The 19,950-nt window shown below is 61.2% G+C and carries 19 protein-coding genes (1 of these 19 cut by a window edge); 17 read left to right on the forward strand and 2 right to left on the reverse strand.

Annotated features, from left to right (window positions below):
- Nucleotides 1-439, reverse strand: partial view of an acyl-CoA dehydrogenase gene (locus tag V6093_RS17165; protein WP_265977873.1) — the 5' end (the start) only. 743 nt of this gene lie to the left of the window's left edge; 439 of the gene's 1,182 nt are visible here — the first part of the coding sequence; its start codon is at nucleotides 437-439; its stop codon lies off the left edge, out of view.
- A 160-nt stretch (nucleotides 440-599) separates the two neighbouring features.
- Between V6093_RS17165 and V6093_RS17170 the strand changes: the two genes are divergently transcribed.
- The 10 genes from V6093_RS17170 (at nucleotide 600) to V6093_RS17215 (ending at nucleotide 10,475) form a co-directional block, all read left to right on the forward strand.
- Nucleotides 600-1,517, forward strand: coding sequence for a LysR family transcriptional regulator (locus V6093_RS17170; RefSeq protein ID WP_004575245.1), 918 nt, complete (start codon nucleotides 600-602; stop codon nucleotides 1,515-1,517).
- A 419-nt stretch (nucleotides 1,518-1,936) separates the two neighbouring features.
- A complete protein-coding gene (locus tag V6093_RS17175) occupies nucleotides 1,937-3,058 on the forward strand; it encodes a Re/Si-specific NAD(P)(+) transhydrogenase subunit alpha (protein WP_003252911.1) in 1,122 nt (373 codons plus the stop codon).
- An 11-nt stretch (nucleotides 3,059-3,069) separates the two neighbouring features.
- On the forward strand, nucleotides 3,070-3,384 hold the full coding sequence (locus V6093_RS17180) for an NAD(P) transhydrogenase subunit alpha (protein WP_003252914.1): 315 nt from the start codon (nucleotides 3,070-3,072) through the stop codon (nucleotides 3,382-3,384).
- A gap of 2 nt (nucleotides 3,385-3,386) precedes the next feature.
- Entirely contained in the window at nucleotides 3,387-4,823 is a 1,437-nt protein-coding gene (locus V6093_RS17185; RefSeq protein ID WP_003252919.1) for an NAD(P)(+) transhydrogenase (Re/Si-specific) subunit beta, read from the forward strand.
- Between the two features lie 186 nt (nucleotides 4,824-5,009).
- Nucleotides 5,010-6,503 (forward strand): acetyl-CoA hydrolase/transferase family protein, encoded by a 1,494-nt coding sequence (locus tag V6093_RS17190; protein ID WP_003252922.1) that lies wholly within the window; start codon nucleotides 5,010-5,012, stop codon nucleotides 6,501-6,503.
- A 435-nt stretch (nucleotides 6,504-6,938) separates the two neighbouring features.
- The gene (locus V6093_RS17195; RefSeq protein WP_003252924.1) at nucleotides 6,939-7,154 is read left to right on the forward strand and encodes a DUF1127 domain-containing protein; all 216 of its coding nucleotides are present in this window, start codon (nucleotides 6,939-6,941) and stop codon (nucleotides 7,152-7,154) included.
- 311 nt (nucleotides 7,155-7,465) lie between these two features.
- Nucleotides 7,466-7,783: a DUF2388 domain-containing protein gene (locus V6093_RS17200; protein WP_011953169.1), complete on the forward strand. Its 318-nt coding sequence runs from the start codon at nucleotides 7,466-7,468 to the stop codon at nucleotides 7,781-7,783.
- An 89-nt stretch (nucleotides 7,784-7,872) separates the two neighbouring features.
- Nucleotides 7,873-8,166 carry a DUF2388 domain-containing protein gene (locus tag V6093_RS17205; RefSeq protein ID WP_011953168.1) on the forward strand — a complete coding sequence of 98 codons (294 nt, stop codon included), beginning with the start codon at nucleotides 7,873-7,875 and terminating at the stop codon, nucleotides 8,164-8,166.
- Between the two features lie 36 nt (nucleotides 8,167-8,202).
- Nucleotides 8,203-8,523 carry a DUF2388 domain-containing protein gene (locus V6093_RS17210; RefSeq protein WP_003252932.1) on the forward strand — a complete coding sequence of 107 codons (321 nt, stop codon included), beginning with the start codon at nucleotides 8,203-8,205 and terminating at the stop codon, nucleotides 8,521-8,523.
- Nucleotides 8,520-10,475: a DUF4105 domain-containing protein gene (locus tag V6093_RS17215; RefSeq protein WP_047603794.1), complete on the forward strand. Its 1,956-nt coding sequence runs from the start codon at nucleotides 8,520-8,522 to the stop codon at nucleotides 10,473-10,475. The genes V6093_RS17210 and V6093_RS17215 overlap by 4 nt, the downstream gene beginning before the upstream one ends.
- Nucleotides 10,476-10,513: 38 nt before the next feature.
- On the opposite strand, the gene V6093_RS17220 is transcribed toward V6093_RS17215, so the two are convergent.
- Nucleotides 10,514-10,915: a GFA family protein gene (locus tag V6093_RS17220; RefSeq protein WP_047603793.1), complete on the reverse strand. Its 402-nt coding sequence runs from the start codon at nucleotides 10,913-10,915 to the stop codon at nucleotides 10,514-10,516.
- A gap of 267 nt (nucleotides 10,916-11,182) precedes the next feature.
- Here V6093_RS17220 and V6093_RS17225 point away from each other — a divergent pair, with 267 nt between their 5' ends.
- From V6093_RS17225 to V6093_RS17255, 7 genes are all read left to right on the forward strand, one after another.
- Nucleotides 11,183-12,490, forward strand: a complete 1,308-nt coding sequence (locus tag V6093_RS17225; protein WP_010951541.1) for a CitMHS family transporter — start codon at nucleotides 11,183-11,185, stop codon at nucleotides 12,488-12,490.
- 69 nt (nucleotides 12,491-12,559) lie between these two features.
- Nucleotides 12,560-13,330, forward strand: coding sequence for a TerC family protein (locus V6093_RS17230; RefSeq protein ID WP_003252940.1), 771 nt, complete (start codon nucleotides 12,560-12,562; stop codon nucleotides 13,328-13,330).
- 282 nt (nucleotides 13,331-13,612) lie between these two features.
- Nucleotides 13,613-15,271: a Na/Pi cotransporter family protein gene (locus V6093_RS17235; RefSeq protein WP_003252941.1), complete on the forward strand. Its 1,659-nt coding sequence runs from the start codon at nucleotides 13,613-13,615 to the stop codon at nucleotides 15,269-15,271.
- A 30-nt stretch (nucleotides 15,272-15,301) separates the two neighbouring features.
- Nucleotides 15,302-16,708: a pitrilysin family protein gene (locus tag V6093_RS17240; protein WP_265977871.1), complete on the forward strand. Its 1,407-nt coding sequence runs from the start codon at nucleotides 15,302-15,304 to the stop codon at nucleotides 16,706-16,708.
- A gap of 93 nt (nucleotides 16,709-16,801) precedes the next feature.
- Nucleotides 16,802-17,827, forward strand: a complete 1,026-nt coding sequence (locus tag V6093_RS17245; RefSeq protein WP_003252945.1) for a DUF5924 family protein — start codon at nucleotides 16,802-16,804, stop codon at nucleotides 17,825-17,827.
- A 201-nt stretch (nucleotides 17,828-18,028) separates the two neighbouring features.
- Nucleotides 18,029-19,162 carry an ABC transporter permease gene (locus V6093_RS17250; protein ID WP_011953163.1) on the forward strand — a complete coding sequence of 378 codons (1,134 nt, stop codon included), beginning with the start codon at nucleotides 18,029-18,031 and terminating at the stop codon, nucleotides 19,160-19,162.
- The gene (locus V6093_RS17255) at nucleotides 19,159-19,950 is read left to right on the forward strand and encodes an ABC transporter ATP-binding protein (RefSeq protein ID WP_003252949.1); all 792 of its coding nucleotides are present in this window, start codon (nucleotides 19,159-19,161) and stop codon (nucleotides 19,948-19,950) included. Before V6093_RS17250 ends, V6093_RS17255 begins: the two co-directional genes overlap by 4 nt.

A 19,950-nucleotide genomic window follows, 5' to 3' on the forward strand; every position in this document is an offset into this window, starting at 1 on the left:
CGGAGCCATGGTTAGGCTCGGTCAAACCGAAGCAACCGATCCACTCGCCACTGGCCAGCCTGGGGAGGTACTTCTGCTTTTGAGCTTCGGTGCCAAATTCGTTGATCGGCACCATCACCAGCGACGACTGCACACTCATCATCGAGCGGTAACCCGAGTCGATACGTTCCACTTCGCGAGCAATAAGGCCGTAGCACACATAGTTCAGGCCGCTGCCACCGAATTGCTCGGGGATGGTTGCACCCAACAGGCCGACTTCACCCATCTCGCGGAAGATCGCGGGGTCGGTCTGCTCGTGACGGAAGGCCTCGAGCACACGCGGGGCCAGCTTGTCCTGGGCGAACTGATAAGCGCTGTCACGCACCATGCGCTCTTCTTCAGTGAGCTGCTGATCCAGCAGCAACGGGTCGATCCAGTTGAAGCTTGCTTTACCGGCCATGAGCGAATCCTCGAAATAGGGGTCAGTTTCTTGTGCCTTTGAGCCTAGGCCTGATCGGCCGCCGGGACAAACGAGGATTGCGCACCAATTAGTGATATTTTGTCACTCCGTAAATCGGCAAAACGCCTTATTGACAGCCTTACAAGTGAGGTTGACGTACATGCGCCGTAAGATCCCCAGTACCGCCGCCCTGATTTGCTTCGAGGCGGCAGCCCGTAACGAGAGCTTTACCAAGGCTGCCCAGGAACTCGCGCTGACCCAGGGTGCCGTCTGTCGGCAGATCGGTGGCCTGGAAGCCTTCCTTAATGTGGAACTGTTCCGTCGCTCGCGCCGCGGCGTAAGGCTGACCGAAGCCGGCCTGTCCTACAGTCGCCAGGTGGCGGCCCAACTGGACGCCGTGGAGCGCGATACCTTGTCGGTCATGCGCCAGCAAGGCGCCAATGTGATCGAGCTGGCGGTAGTGCCGACGTTTGGCACTCAATGGCTGCTACCACGGCTCAAGGACTTCCAGCAGCGCCACCCGGAGGTCACAGTCAACCTCACCAACCGCACCCGGCCATTCCTGTTCGCCGACACTACCTTCGATGCCGCCATCTATTTTGGTGATGCGGACTGGTCAGGCACCCAGTCGCACCAACTGATGGGTGAAAACCCAGTACCCGTGTGCAGCCCGGCACTGCTGAACGGCCAGGGCATGCTCGAGGCACGCCACATCGCGCAGCTACCACTGCTGCAGCAGAGCACGCGCCCGTATGCCTGGCGGCAATGGTTCGGCAGTGTGGGCATGAATGTGGAGCGCGACATGACAGGCCCGCGCTATGAACTATTCTCGATGCTCGCCCAGGCGGCCATGCACGACATGGGCATTGCCCTGATACCACCGTTCCTGATCCAGCGGGAGTTGGAGGAGGGAAGGCTGGTGGTCGCTAACAGGCATGCCCTGAGTAGCGACAAGGCCTACTATCTGATGATTCCAGAGCGCAAGGTGGAGTCGGCGTCGCTACGCGCCTTTCGCGACTGGCTGGTAAGCCAGGCTCAGGCCTACCTGAATAGATCAGGGGCAAGCGCGACAAATTGACCATGTAGTCAATTATTTTAAACACCTACAGATATATGTATATGTCGCATATTCGCAAACTGTAACGCAAGCATAAAAACACCCTTTAACCGTGCTCAGTACGCGGCTTTGCGGGTTATTTTGCGACATCCAACTAGTCGTAAGCGAATTGGCCGCTTTTTTTTTGATTTTTTCTCCTAATCTGCCAATGGCGCATGTTTGAGGGGCTGCAACCCTATTGCTGCGACAAGCGGTCACAGGGTGACTTGTAGTTTTGACTTCGTTTCGCTTCAGAACCGGTTGAAGGCCTTCGGGTTCGTCTGCAAAATGCTTCGCCCCGCCCGGGATCCGGCGGGTTGGCGCTCCACAGCCGCCCCAGCACACCATCCGAAGTGTGCTGGCTTCTACAAAGACAAAAGGTCACCGCAGGAGAAATAGTCGTGCACATTGGTGTTCCTCTCGAGACGCAGACCGGTGAGACAAGGGTCGCTGCGACCCCCGAAACCATCAAGAAACTGATTGGCCAGGGCCATCAGGTCACCGTTCAACGGGGGGCAGGGCTCAACGCCGCCATTCCGGACAGTGCCTATGAAGCCGTGGGTGCTTCCCTTGGAAGCGCCGCCGATGCCTACGGCGCCCAATTGGTACTCAAAGTGGTCGCCCCCAACGACCAGGAACTGGCCCTGATCAACAGCGGCAGCCTTCTGGTGGGCATGCTCAACCCCTTCAACGGTGAACTGATCGGCAAGATGGCCGAACGCGGTATTACCGCCTTCGCCCTGGAAGCCGCGCCGCGAACCTCGCGGGCGCAGAGCCTGGACGTGCTGTCGTCGCAGGCCAACATCGCCGGCTACAAGGCCGTGTTGCTGGCAGCCCATCACTACCCACGCTTCATGCCAATGCTGATGACCGCTGCCGGTACCGTTAAGGCCGCACGCGTCCTGGTACTGGGCGCTGGCGTTGCCGGCTTGCAGGCTATCGCCACCGCCAAGCGCCTGGGTGCGGTGATCGAAGCATCCGACGTTCGCCCGGCGGTGAAAGAGCAGATCGAATCATTGGGTGCAAAATTCATCGACGTACCCTACGAGACCGACGAGGAGCGAGAGTGCGCCGAAGGCGTTGGCGGCTATGCCCGACCAATGCCGGCCAGTTGGATGCAGCGCCAGGCCCAGGCGGTGCACGAGCGTGCCAAGCAGGCCGATATCGTCATCACCACCGCGCTGATCCCCGGGCGCAAGGCGCCGACCCTGCTAAGCGCCGAAACCGTGGCGCAGATGAAGCCTGGCTCGGTGGTCATCGACCTGGCTGCAGCCCAAGGCGGCAACTGCCCGCTGACCGTCGCAGATCAAGTGGTGCAGGAGAACGGCGTGACCATCGTCGGCCCGACCAACCTGCCGGCCCAGGTGAGTGCCGATGCCTCGGCACTGTATGCACGCAACCTGCTGGACTTCATGAAGCTGCTGTTCGACAAGGATGGCGCGCTGATCATCAACCTCGAAGACGACATCGTCGCGGCCTGCCTGATGTGCCGTGATGGTCAGATCGTCCGCAAGAACGGCTAAGGAGCACGACAATGGAAGACATGCTGATTTCCCACGGCATCTACAACCTGATCATTTTCGTGCTGGCCATCTATGTGGGCTACCACGTGGTGTGGAACGTCACCCCGGCGCTGCACACCCCACTGATGGCGGTCACCAATGCCATCTCGGCAATCGTCATCGTCGGCGCCATGCTGGCCGCGGCCCTGACCGTGACCCCGGCCGGCAAGCTGATGGGCACCCTGGCCGTGGCCCTTGCCGCAGTCAACGTGTTCGGTGGCTTCCTGGTCACCCGCCGCATGCTTGAAATGTTCAAGAAGAAAACCAAGAACGAGGCGAAGAAGTAAGCATGAGCATGAATCTGGTAACGCTCCTCTACCTCGTCGCCTCGGTGTGCTTCATCCAGGCGCTCAAGGGCCTGTCGCACCCGACTACCTCGCGGCGCGGCAATCTGTTCGGCATGATCGGCATGGGGCTCGCCATCCTCACGACGGTCGGCCTCATTTATAAGCTTGGGGCTGAACTTGCCACTGCCGGTATCGGCTATGTCATCGTCGGCCTGCTGGTCGGTGGCACCGCCGGTTCGATCATGGCCAAGCGCGTCGAAATGACCAAGATGCCCGAACTGGTCGCTTTCATGCACAGCATGATCGGCCTGGCCGCGGTGTTCATTGCCATCGCCGCCGTGCTGGAGCCACAGTCGATGGGCATTGTGGCTGCCATCAGCGATCCGATCCCCACCGGCAACCGCCTGGAGCTGTTCCTCGGTGCTGCCATCGGTGCCATTACCTTCTCCGGTTCGGTGATCGCCTTTGGCAAATTGTCGGGCAAGTACAAGTTCCGCCTCTTCCAAGGCGCACCGGTACAGTTCGCTGGCCAGCACAAACTGAACCTGATCCTTGGCCTGACCACCATCGCCCTTGGCCTGCTGTTCACTTTCACTGGCCACTACAGTGCCTTCACCCTGATGCTGGTCCTGGCCTTCATCATGGGTGTGCTGATCATTATTCCGATCGGCGGCGCCGACATGCCAGTGGTGGTGTCGATGCTCAACAGCTACTCGGGGTGGGCAGCGGCCGGCATCGGCTTCTCGCTGAACAACTCGATGCTGATCATCGCCGGTTCCCTGGTAGGTTCGTCCGGTGCCATCCTCTCGTACATCATGTGCAAGGCGATGAACCGCTCGTTCTTCAACGTCATCCTTGGCGGCTTCGGTGGCGATACCGACACTGGCGCGGCGCAAGGTTCGCAAGAACAGCGGCCGGTGAAGTCCGGTTCGGCTGACGATGCCACCTTCCTGCTCAGCAATGCCGACAGCGTGATCATCGTTCCGGGCTACGGCCTGGCGGTGGCCCGCGCACAACACGCACTGAAAGAGCTGACCGAGAAGCTGACCCACAACGGCGTGACCGTGAAGTATGCGATTCACCCGGTGGCGGGCCGCATGCCCGGGCACATGAACGTACTGCTGGCCGAGGCTGAAGTGCCGTACGATCAGGTATTCGAGATGGAAGACATCAACGCCGAGTTCGGCCAGGCCGACGTGGTGCTGGTGCTGGGCGCCAACGACGTGGTCAACCCGGCGGCGAAGAACGATCCCAAGTCGCCAATCGCCGGCATGCCGATCCTCGAGGCGTTCAAAGCCAAGACCATCATCGTCAACAAACGCTCGATGGCCAGCGGCTATGCCGGCCTGGACAACGAACTGTTCTATCTGGACAAGACCATGATGGTGTTCGGTGACGCCAAGAAGGTCATCGAGGACATGGTCAAGGCAGTGGAGTGACACCAGCCGCTGCAAACCAGCTGATATAAAGGAAGCCCCGGTCAGAATCTGCCGGGGCTTTTCTTTTATTGATCCGGATCAACGGCTCAAATACAAGGCTTCTCATACGACCATGGTCGTGGGACGGCAATGGGCGAAATCTCTAGACTGCGCTGCAGTAGTTTCAGTAGCCCGAGATAACAATCCATGTACCGTGATCGTATCCGCTTGTCCTCCCTGCACAGCAAGGTAATGAGTGCGGCTGATGCCGCTGGTCTGATCGAGGACGGCATGACTGTCGGCATGAGCGGCTTCACCCGCGCCGGCGAAGCCAAGGCCGTACCGCATGCACTGGCCGAACGTGCCAAGCAATCGCCACTGAAAATCAGCCTGATGACCGGCGCCAGCCTGGGCAATGACCTGGACAAACAACTGACCGAGGCCGGTGTGTTGGCCCGCCGCATGCCGTTCCAGGTCGACAGCACCCTGCGCAAAGCCATCAATGACGGCCAGGTGATGTTCATTGACCAGCACCTGTCGGAAACCGTCGAGCAACTGCGCAACCAGCAGCTGAAGCTGCCGGACATCGCGGTCATCGAAGCCGTGGCCATCACCGAGCAAGGCCACATCGTGCCAACCACGTCGGTGGGCAACTCGGCCAGCTTCGCGATCTTCGCCAAGCAGGTGATTGTGGAGATCAACCTCTCGCACAACACCAACCTCGAAGGCCTGCACGACATCTATATCCCAACCTACCGTCCGACTCGCACGCCAATCCCGCTGGTCAAGGTAGACGACCGTATCGGCAGCACCGCGATCCCGATCGACCCGGCCAAGATCGTCGGTATCGTCATCAGTGACCAGCCAGACTCGCCGTCCACTGTGCTGCCGCCAGATGATGAAACACAGGGCATCGCCGACCACCTGATCAACTTCCTCAAGAAGGAAGTGGATGCAGGCCGTATGACCAACAAGCTCGGCCCGCTGCAAGCCGGCATTGGCAGCATTGCCAATGCGGTGATGTGCGGCCTGATCGAGTCGCCGTTCGAAGACCTGACCATGTACTCCGAAGTGCTGCAGGACTCCACCTTCGACCTGATCGACGCCGGCAAGCTTAGCTTCGCATCGGGCAGCTCGATCACCCTGTCAACGCGCCGCAATGCCGATGTGTTCGGCAACCTGGAGCGCTACAAGGACAAGTTGGTGCTACGCCCGCAGGAAATCTCCAACCACCCGGAAGTGGTACGTCGCCTGGGCATCATCGGTATCAACACCGCACTGGAGTTCGATATCTACGGCAACGTCAACTCCACTCACGTCTGTGGCACCAGGATGATGAACGGCATCGGTGGCTCCGGCGACTTCGCCCGTAACGCCCACCTGGCCGTGTTCGTCACCAAGTCGATTGCCAAAGGCGGGGCGATTTCCAGCGTGGTGCCAATGGTCAGCCATGTCGACCACACCGAGCACGACGTGGACATCCTGGTCACCGAGCAGGGCCTGGCGGACCTGCGTGGCCTGGCGCCGCGCGAACGGGCGCGAGCGATTATCGACAACTGCGTGCACCCAGACTATCGCGCTGCGCTGAACGACTACTTCGACCGTGCCTGCCAGCGTGGCGGCCATACCCCGCACATCCTGCGTGAAGCCCTGAGCTGGCACGAAAACCTGGAAGAAACCGGGCGCATGCTGGCTAGCTGATCCAGATGTGGTACGGAACGGCGGCCCTGCCTCCGCTGTTCCGGCCTCTTCGCGGGCTTGCCCGCTCCCACAGGTGATGTGCAACCCTCAAGGGCAGCACTTTCCCTGTGGGAGCGGGCAAGCTCGCGAATGGGCCATAACAGTCAAACCCTTCTATCAATACACCTTTCCGCCATCAGCAGAATAATCTGTTCTACTGTACTGGTGTTTTCAGATCTTCCCGACTGAAAAATCCCCTTCTTCGAATCAAAGTGCACCAAAGAAGTGCAGACCAGTACAGTTACGCCTATTTCGAGTGCAACAGTAGGGTTACACAGTTAACTGAGCCATCGTCTTTCAACTGAACTGTATCTACTGTTATGGACGACAGAGGAGGATCATTGGCATCAGTTAAATCACTACCTAATGCCGCCATAAGCGGAAGGATGAAGCATCATGGAACGTACCCTCAGTTCCGGTCTGGTTTTTGAAAGCAACGCCCAGCAATCCAACACCTCGCTGCCGCTGCGCGCATTGTCGACCCTGCTGCTGTGGCAGCGCCGTATGACCAGCCGTCGTCAACTGGCTCGCCTGGACTCCCGCCTGCTGGCAGACGCCGGTATCAGCGAGTCGCAGCGTTACGAAGAGCTGAGCAAGCCTTTCTGGCGCTAAGCTCCCGGCTTGCCGGCTTCGGCCGGCACCGTGAATTCCCCAAACCCGTTGCAGGTAACTGCAGCGGGTTTTTTATTGCCCGAGAGATACGCTGTAGAGCACTTCAGATCACGACCAGTACAGTTTTACAAATACAAAAAAATGCCTTAACAGTTGCCTGGCGTAGCACTCGTTATCATCCCTACGCAGCACTGCGTGATACGCTTGGCATAACCGTCTGCTGGAACCCGTTGTTGAAACGTACCGTGACGATCCCTGCAAACGTCCGATAAAGCAGAACCAACCTGACCCTACCCCAGGAGTCCACGATCATGTCCCGTAAACACCTGCTTGGCGCCGCCCTGCTGCTTGGCCTGGCTGGCACTGCCAATGCCACCAGTTTCGTTGTCACCACCGACGCGGTAGTGGGCGCCGTTGCTGCCTCCACCGACGCCACATCCGACGTGAGTTCTTCGTTCCGCGACGACAAGATCGTCCAGGCAGCCCGCGATGACGCAGCCAGCTTCGTCGGCACCCAGGGCGCTATCCGCGGCGCCCGACTGGAAAGCGCCTTTGTACACATCCGTTCGAACATGCCGGCCCTGCAAGCCAGCGATGCACAGCTGGCCCAGGCCATCCTGGCACTCTGATACACGCCATGCGAGACAGGTGCGTTGGCTTCGGCCCTCGCACCTGAGGTAGGCTTCGCCGTTCATTTTTCCAGCCTTCAAGAAAGTTCATGCGTTATCTGTTGCCGTTGCTGTTCGCCGCCGCAGGCATGGCCAGCGCCCATGCCATGGATACGACCACACAAAGCCTGGTCATCACCGGCTATGTCACCAGCCAGGTCACAGCCGCACCATTCGACCGCAAACTGGTCAGACAGGCCCGCGACGATGCCGCCGCATTCGTTGCCAGCGACGGCCTGATCCGTGGTGCACGCCTGGAAGCCGCCCTTGAATCATTACGCCACAATTGCGCACGGCACGCCGTCGGCGATCTGGAACTGGCGCAGGCAATTCTCGTCCAATAACTACATTTGACTCCCTGTATTTTTCGGAGATGCTCCATGCGTAAACCGCTGATTGCCGCTTCCCTCGGCATGCTGCTGCTGGCCGACCTGGCCCAGGCACAGACCCTGGTGGCCACCAGCAACATTATCGTGCGTGCCTTTGGCCGTTCGATCGACTTCACCTCAGACACCACCACATCGATCCGCGACTCCAAAGTGGTGCGCGAAGCCCACGACGACGCTGCAAGCTTTGTCGCCAGCAACGGTGACATCCGCGGCGTCCAACTCGAGGCAGCCTTCAATACCCTGCGCGAGCGCGTACCGGAAGCGCGAGGCGCCAGCGACCAGGTGCTGGCTGAAGCCATACTCGCACTGTGACGCGCGTGCGCGCCTGGCTGCTCGGCTGCGCCCTGACGCTGCTCGGCACGCCCGCCTTGGCCGACCTGCAGCTTGAGCTGCAGTCGTCCGGCCTGGACCCGCAACAAGCACAAGCTTCCCAAGCCCTGCTCGACGAGGCCATGGGTAAGCTGCCACCGCGCTTCAAGCAACAGCTGGACCGTCGCGTGCGGGTCAGTTGGAGCGACAACATGCCTGCCGACGCCTATGGGCAGGCTTCACTGATATCCACTCTCGAGCTCAACCGCCGCTTGCTGCCCAGCCTCACCGATGGCAGCGCCGCCACTGAGCGCACCGACCGCCCACATGGCACGGTGCGTGAAGAGCTGCTGGCCACCGTGCTGCACGAGCTCACCCATCTCTACGACCGTGCCCGCTTGTGGCCCAGCGTCGAGAATTCGCTGATTGCACGCTGCAAGCGCCAGCAAGGCACGCTGGGCAAGGTCGGCCTGCCGGAAGAATGCCGCGGGCAGGCCGAGCGTCGCTTCACCCTGAGCGACGACCCACGTCTGCTCGACCTGGCCGGGTGGCAGCAGTACGTGGGCCGACGAGGCGAGCGCGAACAGCACAATGGCCAATTCGTGCGCAGCCCCGACAGCTATGAGTTGAGCAGCCCCAAGGAATACATCGCGGTCAACATGGAGTATTTCCTCCTCGACCCGAGCTACAGCTGCCGTCGCCCGGCGCTGTATCAGTACCTCCGCGAACACTTCGGCTGGGCACCCCAACAGGACACCTGTGCCAAAGGCCTGCCATTCATCAATGCCGGCAGCGACTTCGCCCGCCAGCCGCTAGGTGAAATCGACCCAGAGCGGGTCTACGAAGTGGACTATCTGCTGGCTGAAGCCAATCAGAACCTGGTCAGCCGCTGGGGGCACAGCATGCTGCGCCTGGTGATCTGCAAGCCGGGCCGACCACGCGGCCCAGACTGCCGCCTGGACCTTGATCAAAGCCTGGTGCTTTCGTACCGCGCCTTCGTCAACGACGTGCAACTCTCCAGCTGGGACGGCCTGGTCGGCAACTACCCGTCGCGGCTATTCGTGCTTCCGCTGGGCCAGGTGATCGACGAATACACCAAGACCGAGCTGCGCAGCCTGGCCTCGGTGCCCTTGAAGCTCAACCGCGACGAAATCGAGAACCTGGTGCGCCAGGCCGCCGAGATGCACTGGAGCTATGACGGCAACTACTGGTTCCTGTCCAACAACTGTGCCGTGGAGTCATTGAAGCTGCTGCGCAGCGGCACCGCCAATGCGCGCCTCAACGACCTGGACAGCATCATGCCCAACGGTTTGCTGGCCGTGCTCAAGGGCAGGGGGCTGGCAGATACCAGCGTGCTTGATAACCCGCGCGAAGCGTTACGCCTGGGCTACCGCTTCGATTCTTACCGCGACCGGTACCAGGCCATGTTCGAGGTGCTGAGAAAACAGTTGCCAATCAAGCAAGCTCTGGTTGAAGACTGGCTGGCCCTCAATGCCGAGCAGCGCCGTAGCTGGTTCGCCAAGGCTGACCTGCGCACCAGCGCGGCACTGCTTCTGCTTGAGCAGGCCAGCCTGCGCCGGCAGCTTCTGCTGGCCCAGGACGAGGTCAAGCAGCGTTACCTGAACGCCGCAGCCTTGAAGGATGGCAGCATCAACAAAGCCGATGCCACGCTCAAGCAAATGCTTGCCAACAGCGGCTTTCTCAGCCGCCCGGCAGAGTTGCTCGATTCCAAAGGCTACGGGCTGCCGCAGCCAGAAGAGCGCAAGCACCTGGAGCAGGTGAGCAGAGAGCGGCAGGCACAGCTGTTGCGCTTGAGCACCAGCCTGGACAAAGAGGTGAGGGCGCTGCTGGAACCGTCGCGAGCCAAGGAAATTGCAGCGGTCGAGGCCAACGTGAAGCAGATCGGCGAGCACTTGCGGGCGTTGCACAAGGCTGCTGGTGGCCTGCAGTTGTGATGGATGAAGGGCTAGCCCTTTCACGGGCAAGCCCACGCCTACAGGCGCTCCTCATCTTCCGACGGCAAATCCTCATCCAGATGCAACCAGGGCAACCGGCTGCCTACCCAGATATGCCGGTTGGCTCGCACCCACTCAGGGTGATCCAGCGTGGCCACCGTCACATCGATCGTCTGCGGGCTATGCGTGGTCACCAGCGCCACATGCGCCCCACACTGCCCACAGAAGTAACGGCTGCAACTGGCAGGCGCCACATAGCAGTTCGGCTCGCCCGTTAACCACTGGAACCCAGAACGGGGCAGGGTAAGCCAGGTGACCACCAGTCCACCGCTGACCCGCCTGCAGATCGAACAATGACAGTGGGCAATGTCCGTCAGGTTGCCCTCCAGCCGATAACGCAGGGCACCACAATGGCAGCCACCTTCGGTTACATCCGGCATCACCTACCTCTCGTCACCTTTGCTTCAGCGAAAGCTGGCTGAAAGCTTGCCCTTTTAGGATAGCGCCCACTACCGGCACAAGACCGGTCAGCCAGGGCACCCGGTCAATACCGCGCCCGGCCCAATCAACAACAACAATGGTGATTCTGATGTATTCCTGTGCCCGCCTTTTCGTAGTCCCCCTCCGCATGCTCCCCGCACAGCGCCCTACGCGCTGATACGCCCGAATCGACTGTCCTTTCGCCGCGCCACGCCTGGAGTATTGCCATGCTGACCTTCCTCGGCTTTGCCATGGTCATCACGTTCATGTACCTGATCATGACCAAGCGCCTTTCGGCCTTGATCGCGCTGATTCTGGTACCGATCCTGTTCGCCCTGTTCGGTGGTTTTTCCGCCAAGATCGGCCCCATGATGCTAGAGGGCATCAGCAAGCTCGCACCTACCGGCGTGATGCTGATGTTCGCCATCCTCTATTTCGCCCTGATGATCGATTCCGGCCTGTTCGACCCGGCCGTTCGCAAGATCCTAAAGCTGGTCAAGGGCGATCCGCTGAAAGTCTCGGTCGGTACCGCTGTACTGGCCCTGGTGGTCTCGCTCGACGGTGACGGAGCCACCACCTACATGATCTGCTGCGCCGCCATGCTGCCGATGTACAGCCGCCTGGGCATGAGCCCGCGGATCATGGCCGGCCTGATCATCCTCGCCGGCGGCGTGATGAACATGACCCCCTGGGGTGGGCCGACCGCGCGTGCTGCCAGCGCCCTGCACGTAGACCCGTCAGACATCTTCGTGCCGATGATCCCGGCCATGCTGTTCGGTGTGCTGGCGATCCTGGCCATTGCCTACATGTATGGCAAGCGTGAGCGTGCCCGCCTGGGCGAACTGCATCTGCCTACCGACGACATCGACCACAGCGAAATCACCGTCTCGCAGTACCCGGATGCACGCCGGCCCAAGCTGCTGTACTTCAACGGTGCCCTGACCGCCGCCCTGATGGTCGCGCTGATCGCCGGCCTGCTGCCGCTGCCAGTGCTGTTCATGATTGCCTTCAGTATCGCCATGATCGTCAACTACCCGTGCCTGCAACAGCAGAAGGACCGCATCGCCGCCCACGCCGGCAGCGTACTGGCCGTGACCGGGCTGATCTTCGCCGCCGGCATCTTCACCGGCATCCTGTCCGGCACCGGCATGGTCGACGCCATGTCCAAGAGCCTACTGGCGGTCATCCCCGAGGCGCTGGGCCCATACTTGGCTGTAATCACCGCGATCGTGAGCATGCCGTTCACCTTCTTCATGTCCAACGACGCGTTCTACTACGGCGTACTGCCGGTGCTGGCCGAGGCCGCCAGCCACTATGGCATCACCCCGGTGGAAATGGCCCGTGCGTCGATCGTCGGGCAGCCGGTACACCTGCTCAGCCCGCTGGTACCCTCCACCTACCTGCTGGTGGCCCTGGCCGGTATCGAGTTCGGCGATCATCAGCGCTTCACGCTCAAGTGGGCAGTGCTGGTATGCCTGTGCATAATGCTCGGCGCACTGCTGATGGGGATTTTCCCGCTGTTCAGTAGTCTTTAATACATCCGTATCACGCACGCGACGCGCCCTGACCGGGGCGCGTTGCCATTACCGCTCGAAGGAAAATACATGGAATGGCTGACCAGCCCGGAAATCTGGGTTGCCTTTTTCACCCTTACCGCGCTTGAGATCGTCCTCGGTATCGACAACATCATCATGATCTCGATTCTGGTCAGCCGCATGCCCAAGCACATGCAGCCACGCACCCGGATCTTCGGCCTGGCCCTGGCCATGGTCACCCGTATCATGCTGCTGCTGTCGATTACCTGGGTGATGCGCCTTACCGCCGACCTGTTCGTAGTATTTGGCCAAGGCATCTCCGGGCGTGACCTGATCCTGTTCTTCGGTGGCCTGTTCCTGCTATGGAAGAGCTCGCAAGAGATCTACCACGGCCTGGAAGGCGAGGACGAGAATGCAGAGGAGCCCAAAGGCGCAGGTGGCAAGTTCTTCTACACCATCATCCAGATCGCCATCATCGACATCGTGTTCTCGCTGGACTCGGTGATCACCGCTGTGGGTATGGTTTCCCACGTACCGGTGATGATCGCCGCCATCGTCGTGGCCGTGCTGGTGATGATGCTGTGCGCCGGCGCCATCAGCAATTTCATCGACAAGCACCCGTCGCTGAAGATGCTCGCGCTGTCGTTCCTGATCGTGGTCGGTACTGTACTGATCGCTGAAGCGTTCGATGTGCATGTACCGAAGGGCTATGTCTACTTCGCCATGGCCTTCTCGCTGGGGGTGGAAGCCATCAACATACGCATGCGCACCGCCATGGCCCGCAAGGAAGGCAAAGATCATGAACCGGTGAAACTGCGCAAGGACATTCCGGGTCAATAAGGCCAAGGAAGTGCTGCACAACAAGGGCCCTTCGCAGGGCCCTTTTTCATGCCTTTTTTCTGTGCGTTTTTTCCTGCGCGTTGTCACTGTAGAGGCTTGCCCGCGAAGCAGCCCCGACAGGCCGTCATTCGTTTCAAGATCTGTTTCAAATAAATGACTGCCATGCGAAGCTGGCGACAGCTTGGCAAAACAGCTAAAGCTTTGAGTGAGCACCGAAAATTCTTCAAACGCTCACGTTTCTTTTCTTGGCCCGATGGGCCTATGCAACAGGGGGCCTTCGCCATGCTGACCCTGCTCAACCTGCTCTCGGCCGTGACGCTTCTGGTCTGGGGTACCCACATTGTGCGTACCGGCATCCTTCGGGTATTCGGCTCGAACCTGCGACGCATCATCAGCCAGAACATGGACAAGCGCCCGCTGGCATTCATCGCCGGTATTCTGGTCACGGCCATGGTTCAAAGCAGTAACGCCACGGCCATGCTGGTCACCTCTTTCGTCGGCCAAGGCCTGATGGCCATGACCCCGGCCTTGGCGATCATGCTGGGTGCCGACGTGGGCACCGCACTGATGGCCCGGGTACTGACCTTCGACCTGTCCTGGCTGTCGCCGCTGCTGATCTTCCTTGGCGTGATCTTCTTTCTTTCGCGCAAGCAGACACGGGCCGGCCAACTGGGCCGAGTAGGCATCGGGCTTGGCCTGATCATCCTGGCACTTGAGCTTATCGTGCAGGCAGCTGCGCCGATCACCCATGCCCAGGGCGTGAAAGTGCTGTTTGCCTCACTGACCGGCGACATCATGCTCGACGCTCTGGTCGGGGCAATGTTCGCCATGATTTCCTATTCCAGCCTGGCCGCCGTTCTGCTCACAGCGACACTGGCCGGCGCCGAACTGATCAGCTTGCCGGTAGCCATCGGGCTGGTGGTCGGCGCCAACATCGGCAGCGGGCTGCTGGCCTTCATCAGTACCAGCATGCAGAACGCCGCCGGGCGTCGGGTGGCCTTGGGCAGCCTGCTGTACAAGCTGATCGGCCTGGTGCTGATCATCCCTGTGCTGCACCCGCTGGTGGCATGGATGGACTCGCTGAGTTTCAGCCCTCAGGAGCTGGTCATCGGCTTTCACCTGCTCTACAACACGCTGCGTTGTCTGATCATGCTGCCCACGGTCAAACCGATGGGGCGGCTGTGCAACGCCCTGCTGCCTGAACGGGAAATCGGCAATGGTCAGGTGCGCCCCCGTCACCTTGACACCTCGGCCCTGGAAACGCCCAGCCTGGCCCTGGCCAACGCCGCCCGCGAGACTTTGCGCCTGGGGGATATCGTCGACAGCCTGCTCGAAGCCATGCTTGGAGCCCTGCGTGGCACCCAGACCGCCTTGCCACAGCAAGTTCGCGCCTTGGGCGAAGACGCCGAAGCCCTGTACAGTGCAATCAAGCTGTACCTGGCGCAGATGTCACGGGAAGACCTCAGCGAACAGGACAACCGCCGCTGGGCCGAAATCATCGAGCTGGCAATTAACCTCAAACTCGCCTGTGACCTGATCGAACGCATGCTGCGCAAGGTCCAGCAGCAGAAAACCAGCCAGCGTCGGGAATTTTCCCAGGTAGGCCTGGAAGAGCTGACCGGCCTGCAGGAGCAATTGCTGGCCAATCTGCGCCTGGGCCTGTCGGTGTTCCTCAGTGCCGACCCGGAAAGCGCCCGCTTGCTGCTGCGGGAAAAACGCCGGTTCCGTGCCCAGGAGCGGCGCCTCGCACACGCCCATGTCAGCCGCCTGCAGCGCAAGGTCGTGCAAAGTATCGAGACCAGTTCGCTACACTTGGAACTGATCGCCGACATGAAGCGGTTGAACTCTTTGTTCTGTAGCAGTGCCTATGTGGTACTGGGCGGCTCGGACACCGGAGGGCTGATGCTCGACAGTGTGCCCGATGAAGCCCGCCAGCCGTGATTTCTCCTAGCTGAGGACCCTCGCTCGCCCATGCGTTGCCTGATGTTCGTTTGCCTGCTGATCTGCAGCCTGCCCTCGTTCGCCCTCGACCGCTCGCGGGTTGAAGGCTACCTGTTGCCTAATGGTCTGCAGGTCATCCTGAAAAACGGCTACGAACGGGACCATGTGGCGATTCGTCTAGTGGTCGGCGTGGGCCTGGATGATTTCGACTGCGAGCAGAAAGAGCTGCCACACCTGCTTGAGCACCTGTTGTTCAGTGGCATCGACGAAACAGGCGAAGGCGGGCTGGAAGAGCGCCTGCAAGCGCTCGGCGGCGAGTGGAACGCCTATACCAGCAGTGCCGACACCACCTTTGTCATCGAGGCCCCGGCGCGCAACCAGCGCAAGGTCCTCGACCTGCTGTTGGCAGTCATCCGCGATACCACCATCGACGCCAAGGCCTTGACCACCGCCAAGCGCATCATAGAGCGCGAGGATGGCGGCCACTATGGCCACCTGCAGCGCTGGCTCGACCGCCAGGATATCGGCCACCCCGCCAACGACCAGCTGGCCACCGAGCTGGGTCTGAAATGCCCGGAGCGCTCCAACCTCGACGACATGACCTTGGAGCAAGTTCAGGCGTTGCGTGACCGCTGGTACGCGGCCAACAACATGACCCTGATCATGGTCGGAGGCCTCGATCGCCTGCTTCCGGCTTATCTGGAGCGGTCGTTCGGCGAACTGCCCGCCACTGAACCCGAAGAGCGCCGCAACCTTGAAAGCATCAGCCAACAGGCCGAACAGCGTCGCAACCTGACCCGCGGCTGGCTGGGTGATGGCGTCAAATTGCACTGGCTGTTCATCGAGCCGGTGCTGGACAACGACCACCAAGCCACCCTCGACCTGCTGTCGCGCTACCTGGACTGGGCGCTGTACGACCAGCTGCGCCTGCGCAACGGGCTGTCCTACGGCCCCTCCGTGCAGCGTGAAAGCTTTGGCGACACCGGCCTGCTCAGCCTCAATGCGGACCTTGAGCGCGATGACATCGACAAGGCTGTCAAGGTGATGCAGGCCCTGTTCGACCACCTGCGCAAGGAAGGCCTGGACCCGGACACCTTCGCCCGCATCAAGGAAGCCAGCATCGCCAAGGAAAGCTGGAGCACCCAAGGCAACAGCGCCTTGGCCGACTACTACTGGGGGGCGCTGAACGACTATACCGACGGGCGCTTTGCCAGCCCGGTGCGCAAGCTGCGCCAGGTCAGCCTGGAACAGGCCAACGAGGCACTGAAGGATCTGCTCAAGGAAGATGGCTATGTGCGCATCGAAAAGCCGTTGCTAGGCTATGACGAGCTTTACGGGCTGATGGCCTTGCTTGCGGGGCTGTGCCTGGCGGCGGGGCTGTTGCGCTGGCGGCGGCATGGGCCTGAACGGCCCAGTGGTGCTACACGGCAGCGGTAAATCGGCGGTATCCTTTTGCCAGTACCGACCCTTTCGCAGGCTTGCCCGCGAAGAGGCTGGCACAGCCACCTCACTTTTCTGTTGTAGCCCCCAATGCCCCAAATCCCCCATATCGTCCAGCGCGTCATCGAACTCCTCAAGCGCTACCCCGGCATCATTGCGCTCGGCGGTTTCCTCTCCGGTATCGGCAGCTTCATCCTGGTCGACCGCCAGGCTGGCCTGGCCAGCTGGGTCGCCGTGCTCATGCTGGTCAGCTGGGTCTGGCTGATGCTGGAGAACACCCTCACCGGGCTGTTCGCGCGCACGTTCAACCGCGAGATCCCTCAGCCGCTGCTGCGCTATGCAACGCAGATGATCCACCAGGAAACGCTGTTCTTCGTGCTGCCGTTCTTTTTCATCACCACCACCTGGAACAGCGGTCAGCTGGTCTTCACCGGCTTGCTCGGCGCCGCCGGCCTGGTTTCGATCACCGACCCGCTGTACTACAAGTGGCTGGCACCACGGCGCTGGCTGTTCCTGGCGCTGCATACCCTGACGTTGTTTGCCGCTCTGCTGACCGCACTACCGATCATCCTGCACCTGACCACCGCACAAAGCTTCAAGCTGGCCCTGATCGCAGCCATGGCCCTGTCATTCCCCAGCCTGGCCAGCAGCTTCCCGATCAACAACTGGCGCCGCGCCGTGGCTCTGGTGCTGGTTACCCTGTCGGTCGGTGCCGGTGGCTGGCTGCTGCGCTCCTGGGTACCGCCGGCAACCCTGTGGATGACCGAGGTGGCGGTGAGTACCGAAGTCATGAACCGCCAACCGGGCGACTCGCTGGACGAAATTGCCGCCAGCCGCATTCGCAGCAGTGGCCTGTATGCCTACACCGCCATCAACGCGCCACGCGGCCTGAACGAGCGGATCTACCACGTGTGGCAGAAGGACGGCCAAGAGGTCGACCGCATTGCCCTGGACATCCACGGCGGGCGCAAGGAAGGCTATCGGGCCTGGACCCACAAGCAGAACTTCCCACCCAATCCGGTAGGCAAGTGGCAGGTGAGGGTGCTGACCGAGGATGGGCAAGTGATTGGCGTGCTGCGCTTCAAGGTGGTCAATGATGCACCCGCGGGTAGTTGACCCCCTGCCTTGCGCATGAGCAGCCTTGTGCTGCGAAAGGGCCGGTACAGCACACCACTTCCGTGGGCACTTACGAGCTCTTCGCAGCACAAGCCTGCGCCAAGGCACTGCTACCAAGCGCACACACAGCACATAATCACCAAACAGCCCATGCCCCCTGCGCTATGATCAGCCCCTAAGCCTTAGCGCCGAGTCAATTGCATGGAGCCTATGACCACCCCTAGCGCCACCCTGGACACCAGCTGCCAACCGGCCTGCCTGCGTATTACCGGTGACTGGACCCTGGCACACTACGCCAACCTCAAGCGCGAGAGCGAGCGCCTGCGCACGCAGTGCGCTGCCAACACGATCGCCGACCTCAGCCAGCTGGGCCGCCTGGACACCGCCGGTGCTTCGCTGCTGGCCGAACTGCTAGGCTCCGAGCGCCTGTCGCGCTGCACCCACGCGCTGCCTGAAGCCAGCCAGGCGCTGCTGAAGAATGTCTACTGTTCGGTCCAGGATTACTGCATCCCGGTCAAGGAGCCCGAGCGCAATGTGCTGTTGTTGCTGCTGGAGCGCATCGGCTGCGCCGTCGGCACGCTGTGGCAGGACAGCATGCAACTGCTTGGTTTCGTCGGTGTGATTCTGGAAACCTTGCTGCGCCGCGCCTTCCAGCCACATCGCTGGCGCTTCACTCCTGTGGTGGCACATATTGAGCAGACCGGGCTGGACGCCGCGCCCATCGTGGCGTTGCTGACCTTTCTGGTGGGCGCCGTAGTCGCATTTCTCGGTGCCACGGTGTTGGCCGACTTCGGTGCGACCATTTTCACCGTCGACCTGGTTGCATTCTCGTTCCTGCGCGAGTTCGCCGTGCTGCTGACAGCCATTCTCATGGCCGGCCGCACTGCCAGCGCGTTCACCGCGCAGATCGGCTCGATGAAGGCCAACGAAGAAATTGACGCCATCCGCACGCTGGGCCTCAACCCCATGGAACTGCTGGTGGTGCCGCGGGTACTGGCCCTGCTGATTTCGCTGCCGTTGCTCACCTTTGTCGCGATGATCTGCGGCATCGTTGGCGGTGCGGTGGTATGCGCCCTGACACTGGATATTTCGCCGGCCATGTTCCTGTCGCTGCTGCAAAGCGACATTGGCGTGCAGCACTTCCTGGTAGGCCTGGCCAAGGCACCGTTCTTCGCCTTCCTGATCGCCGCCATCGGCTGCCTGGAAGGCTTCAAGGTCAGCGGCAGCGCCGAGTCGGTGGGGGCACACACCACCTCGGCAGTGGTGCAGTCGATTTTTGTGGTCATCGTGCTGGATGCGGTGGCAGCGCTGTTCTTCATGGAGATGGGCTGGTGAGTGGCCAGGATTGCGTAATCGAAGCCCGCGGCATCTGCAACCGCTTCGGCCGCCAGGTGGTACATGAAAACCTTGACCTTGACCTGTACCGCGGCGAAATCCTCGCCGTGGTAGGCGGCTCAGGCAGCGGCAAGTCGGTGCTTCTGCGCAGCATCATTGGCCTGCGCCGGCCCAATGAAGGGCAGATCAAGGTGTTCGGCCAGGACCTGACCGGCCTGCGCGAAGAACAGCGTTCACTGGTCGAGCGGCGCTTTGGCGTGCTGTTCCAGAAGGGGGCGCTGTTCTCTTCGCTGACGGTGACCGAAAACGTGGCCTTGCCGCTGATCGAGCACGCCGGGCTGTCGCGCAATGATGCCGAGCACTTGGCCGGGGTGAAATTGGCCCTTGCCGGGTTGCCGATCTCGGCTGCCGACAAGTACCCGGCCTCGTTGTCGGGGGGCATGATCAAGCGCGCAGCGCTGGCCCGCGCCCTGGCCCTGGACCCGGACATCCTGTTCCTCGACGAACCCACGGCTGGCCTGGACCCGATCGGTGCCGCGGCATTTGACCAGTTGATCCTTACCCTGCGCGATGCTCTGGGGCTGTCGGTGTTCCTGATCACCCACGACCTCGACACCCTGTACACCATCACCGACCGCATCGCGGTGCTGTCGCAAAAGAAAGTCCTGGTGGCCGGCCCGCTGGCCGAGGTCGAGAAGACCAACGACACCTGGATCCAAGAATACTTTCACGGCCCTCGCGGGCGCGCCGCCGAACAGGCTGCCACCCGTGCCGGGCAGGAGCGCTGA

The sequence above is a fragment of the Pseudomonas putida group bacterium ESBL64 genome (genome assembly GCF_045277175.1).
Lineage (GTDB): Bacteria > Pseudomonadota > Gammaproteobacteria > Pseudomonadales > Pseudomonadaceae > Aquipseudomonas > Aquipseudomonas alloputida.

Excerpts from the sequence above, each read along its gene's own strand:
- V6093_RS17220 (WP_047603793.1), bottom strand. The coding sequence starts at position 10,915 with ATGCCGGATGTAACCGAAGGTGGCTGCCATTGTGGTGCCCTGCGTTAT.
- V6093_RS17235 (WP_003252941.1), top strand. The coding sequence starts at position 13,613 with ATGCTGACCCTGCTCAACCTGCTCTCGGCCGTGACGCTTCTGGTCTGG.
- V6093_RS17195 (WP_003252924.1), top strand. The coding sequence starts at position 6,939 with ATGGAACGTACCCTCAGTTCCGGTCTGGTTTTTGAAAGCAACGCCCAG.
- V6093_RS17230 (WP_003252940.1), top strand. The coding sequence starts at position 12,560 with ATGGAATGGCTGACCAGCCCGGAAATCTGGGTTGCCTTTTTCACCCTT.
- V6093_RS17200 (WP_011953169.1), top strand. The coding sequence starts at position 7,466 with ATGTCCCGTAAACACCTGCTTGGCGCCGCCCTGCTGCTTGGCCTGGCT.
- V6093_RS17240 (WP_265977871.1), top strand. The coding sequence starts at position 15,302 with ATGCGTTGCCTGATGTTCGTTTGCCTGCTGATCTGCAGCCTGCCCTCG.
- V6093_RS17190 (WP_003252922.1), top strand. The coding sequence starts at position 5,010 with ATGTACCGTGATCGTATCCGCTTGTCCTCCCTGCACAGCAAGGTAATG.
- V6093_RS17245 (WP_003252945.1), top strand. The coding sequence starts at position 16,802 with ATGCCCCAAATCCCCCATATCGTCCAGCGCGTCATCGAACTCCTCAAG.
- V6093_RS17210 (WP_003252932.1), top strand. The coding sequence starts at position 8,203 with ATGCGTAAACCGCTGATTGCCGCTTCCCTCGGCATGCTGCTGCTGGCC.
- V6093_RS17205 (WP_011953168.1), top strand. The coding sequence starts at position 7,873 with ATGCGTTATCTGTTGCCGTTGCTGTTCGCCGCCGCAGGCATGGCCAGC.
- V6093_RS17185 (WP_003252919.1), top strand. The coding sequence starts at position 3,387 with ATGAGCATGAATCTGGTAACGCTCCTCTACCTCGTCGCCTCGGTGTGC.
- V6093_RS17225 (WP_010951541.1), top strand. The coding sequence starts at position 11,183 with ATGCTGACCTTCCTCGGCTTTGCCATGGTCATCACGTTCATGTACCTG.
- V6093_RS17180 (WP_003252914.1), top strand. The coding sequence starts at position 3,070 with ATGGAAGACATGCTGATTTCCCACGGCATCTACAACCTGATCATTTTC.
- V6093_RS17170 (WP_004575245.1), top strand. The coding sequence starts at position 600 with ATGCGCCGTAAGATCCCCAGTACCGCCGCCCTGATTTGCTTCGAGGCG.
- V6093_RS17250 (WP_011953163.1), top strand. The coding sequence starts at position 18,029 with ATGGAGCCTATGACCACCCCTAGCGCCACCCTGGACACCAGCTGCCAA.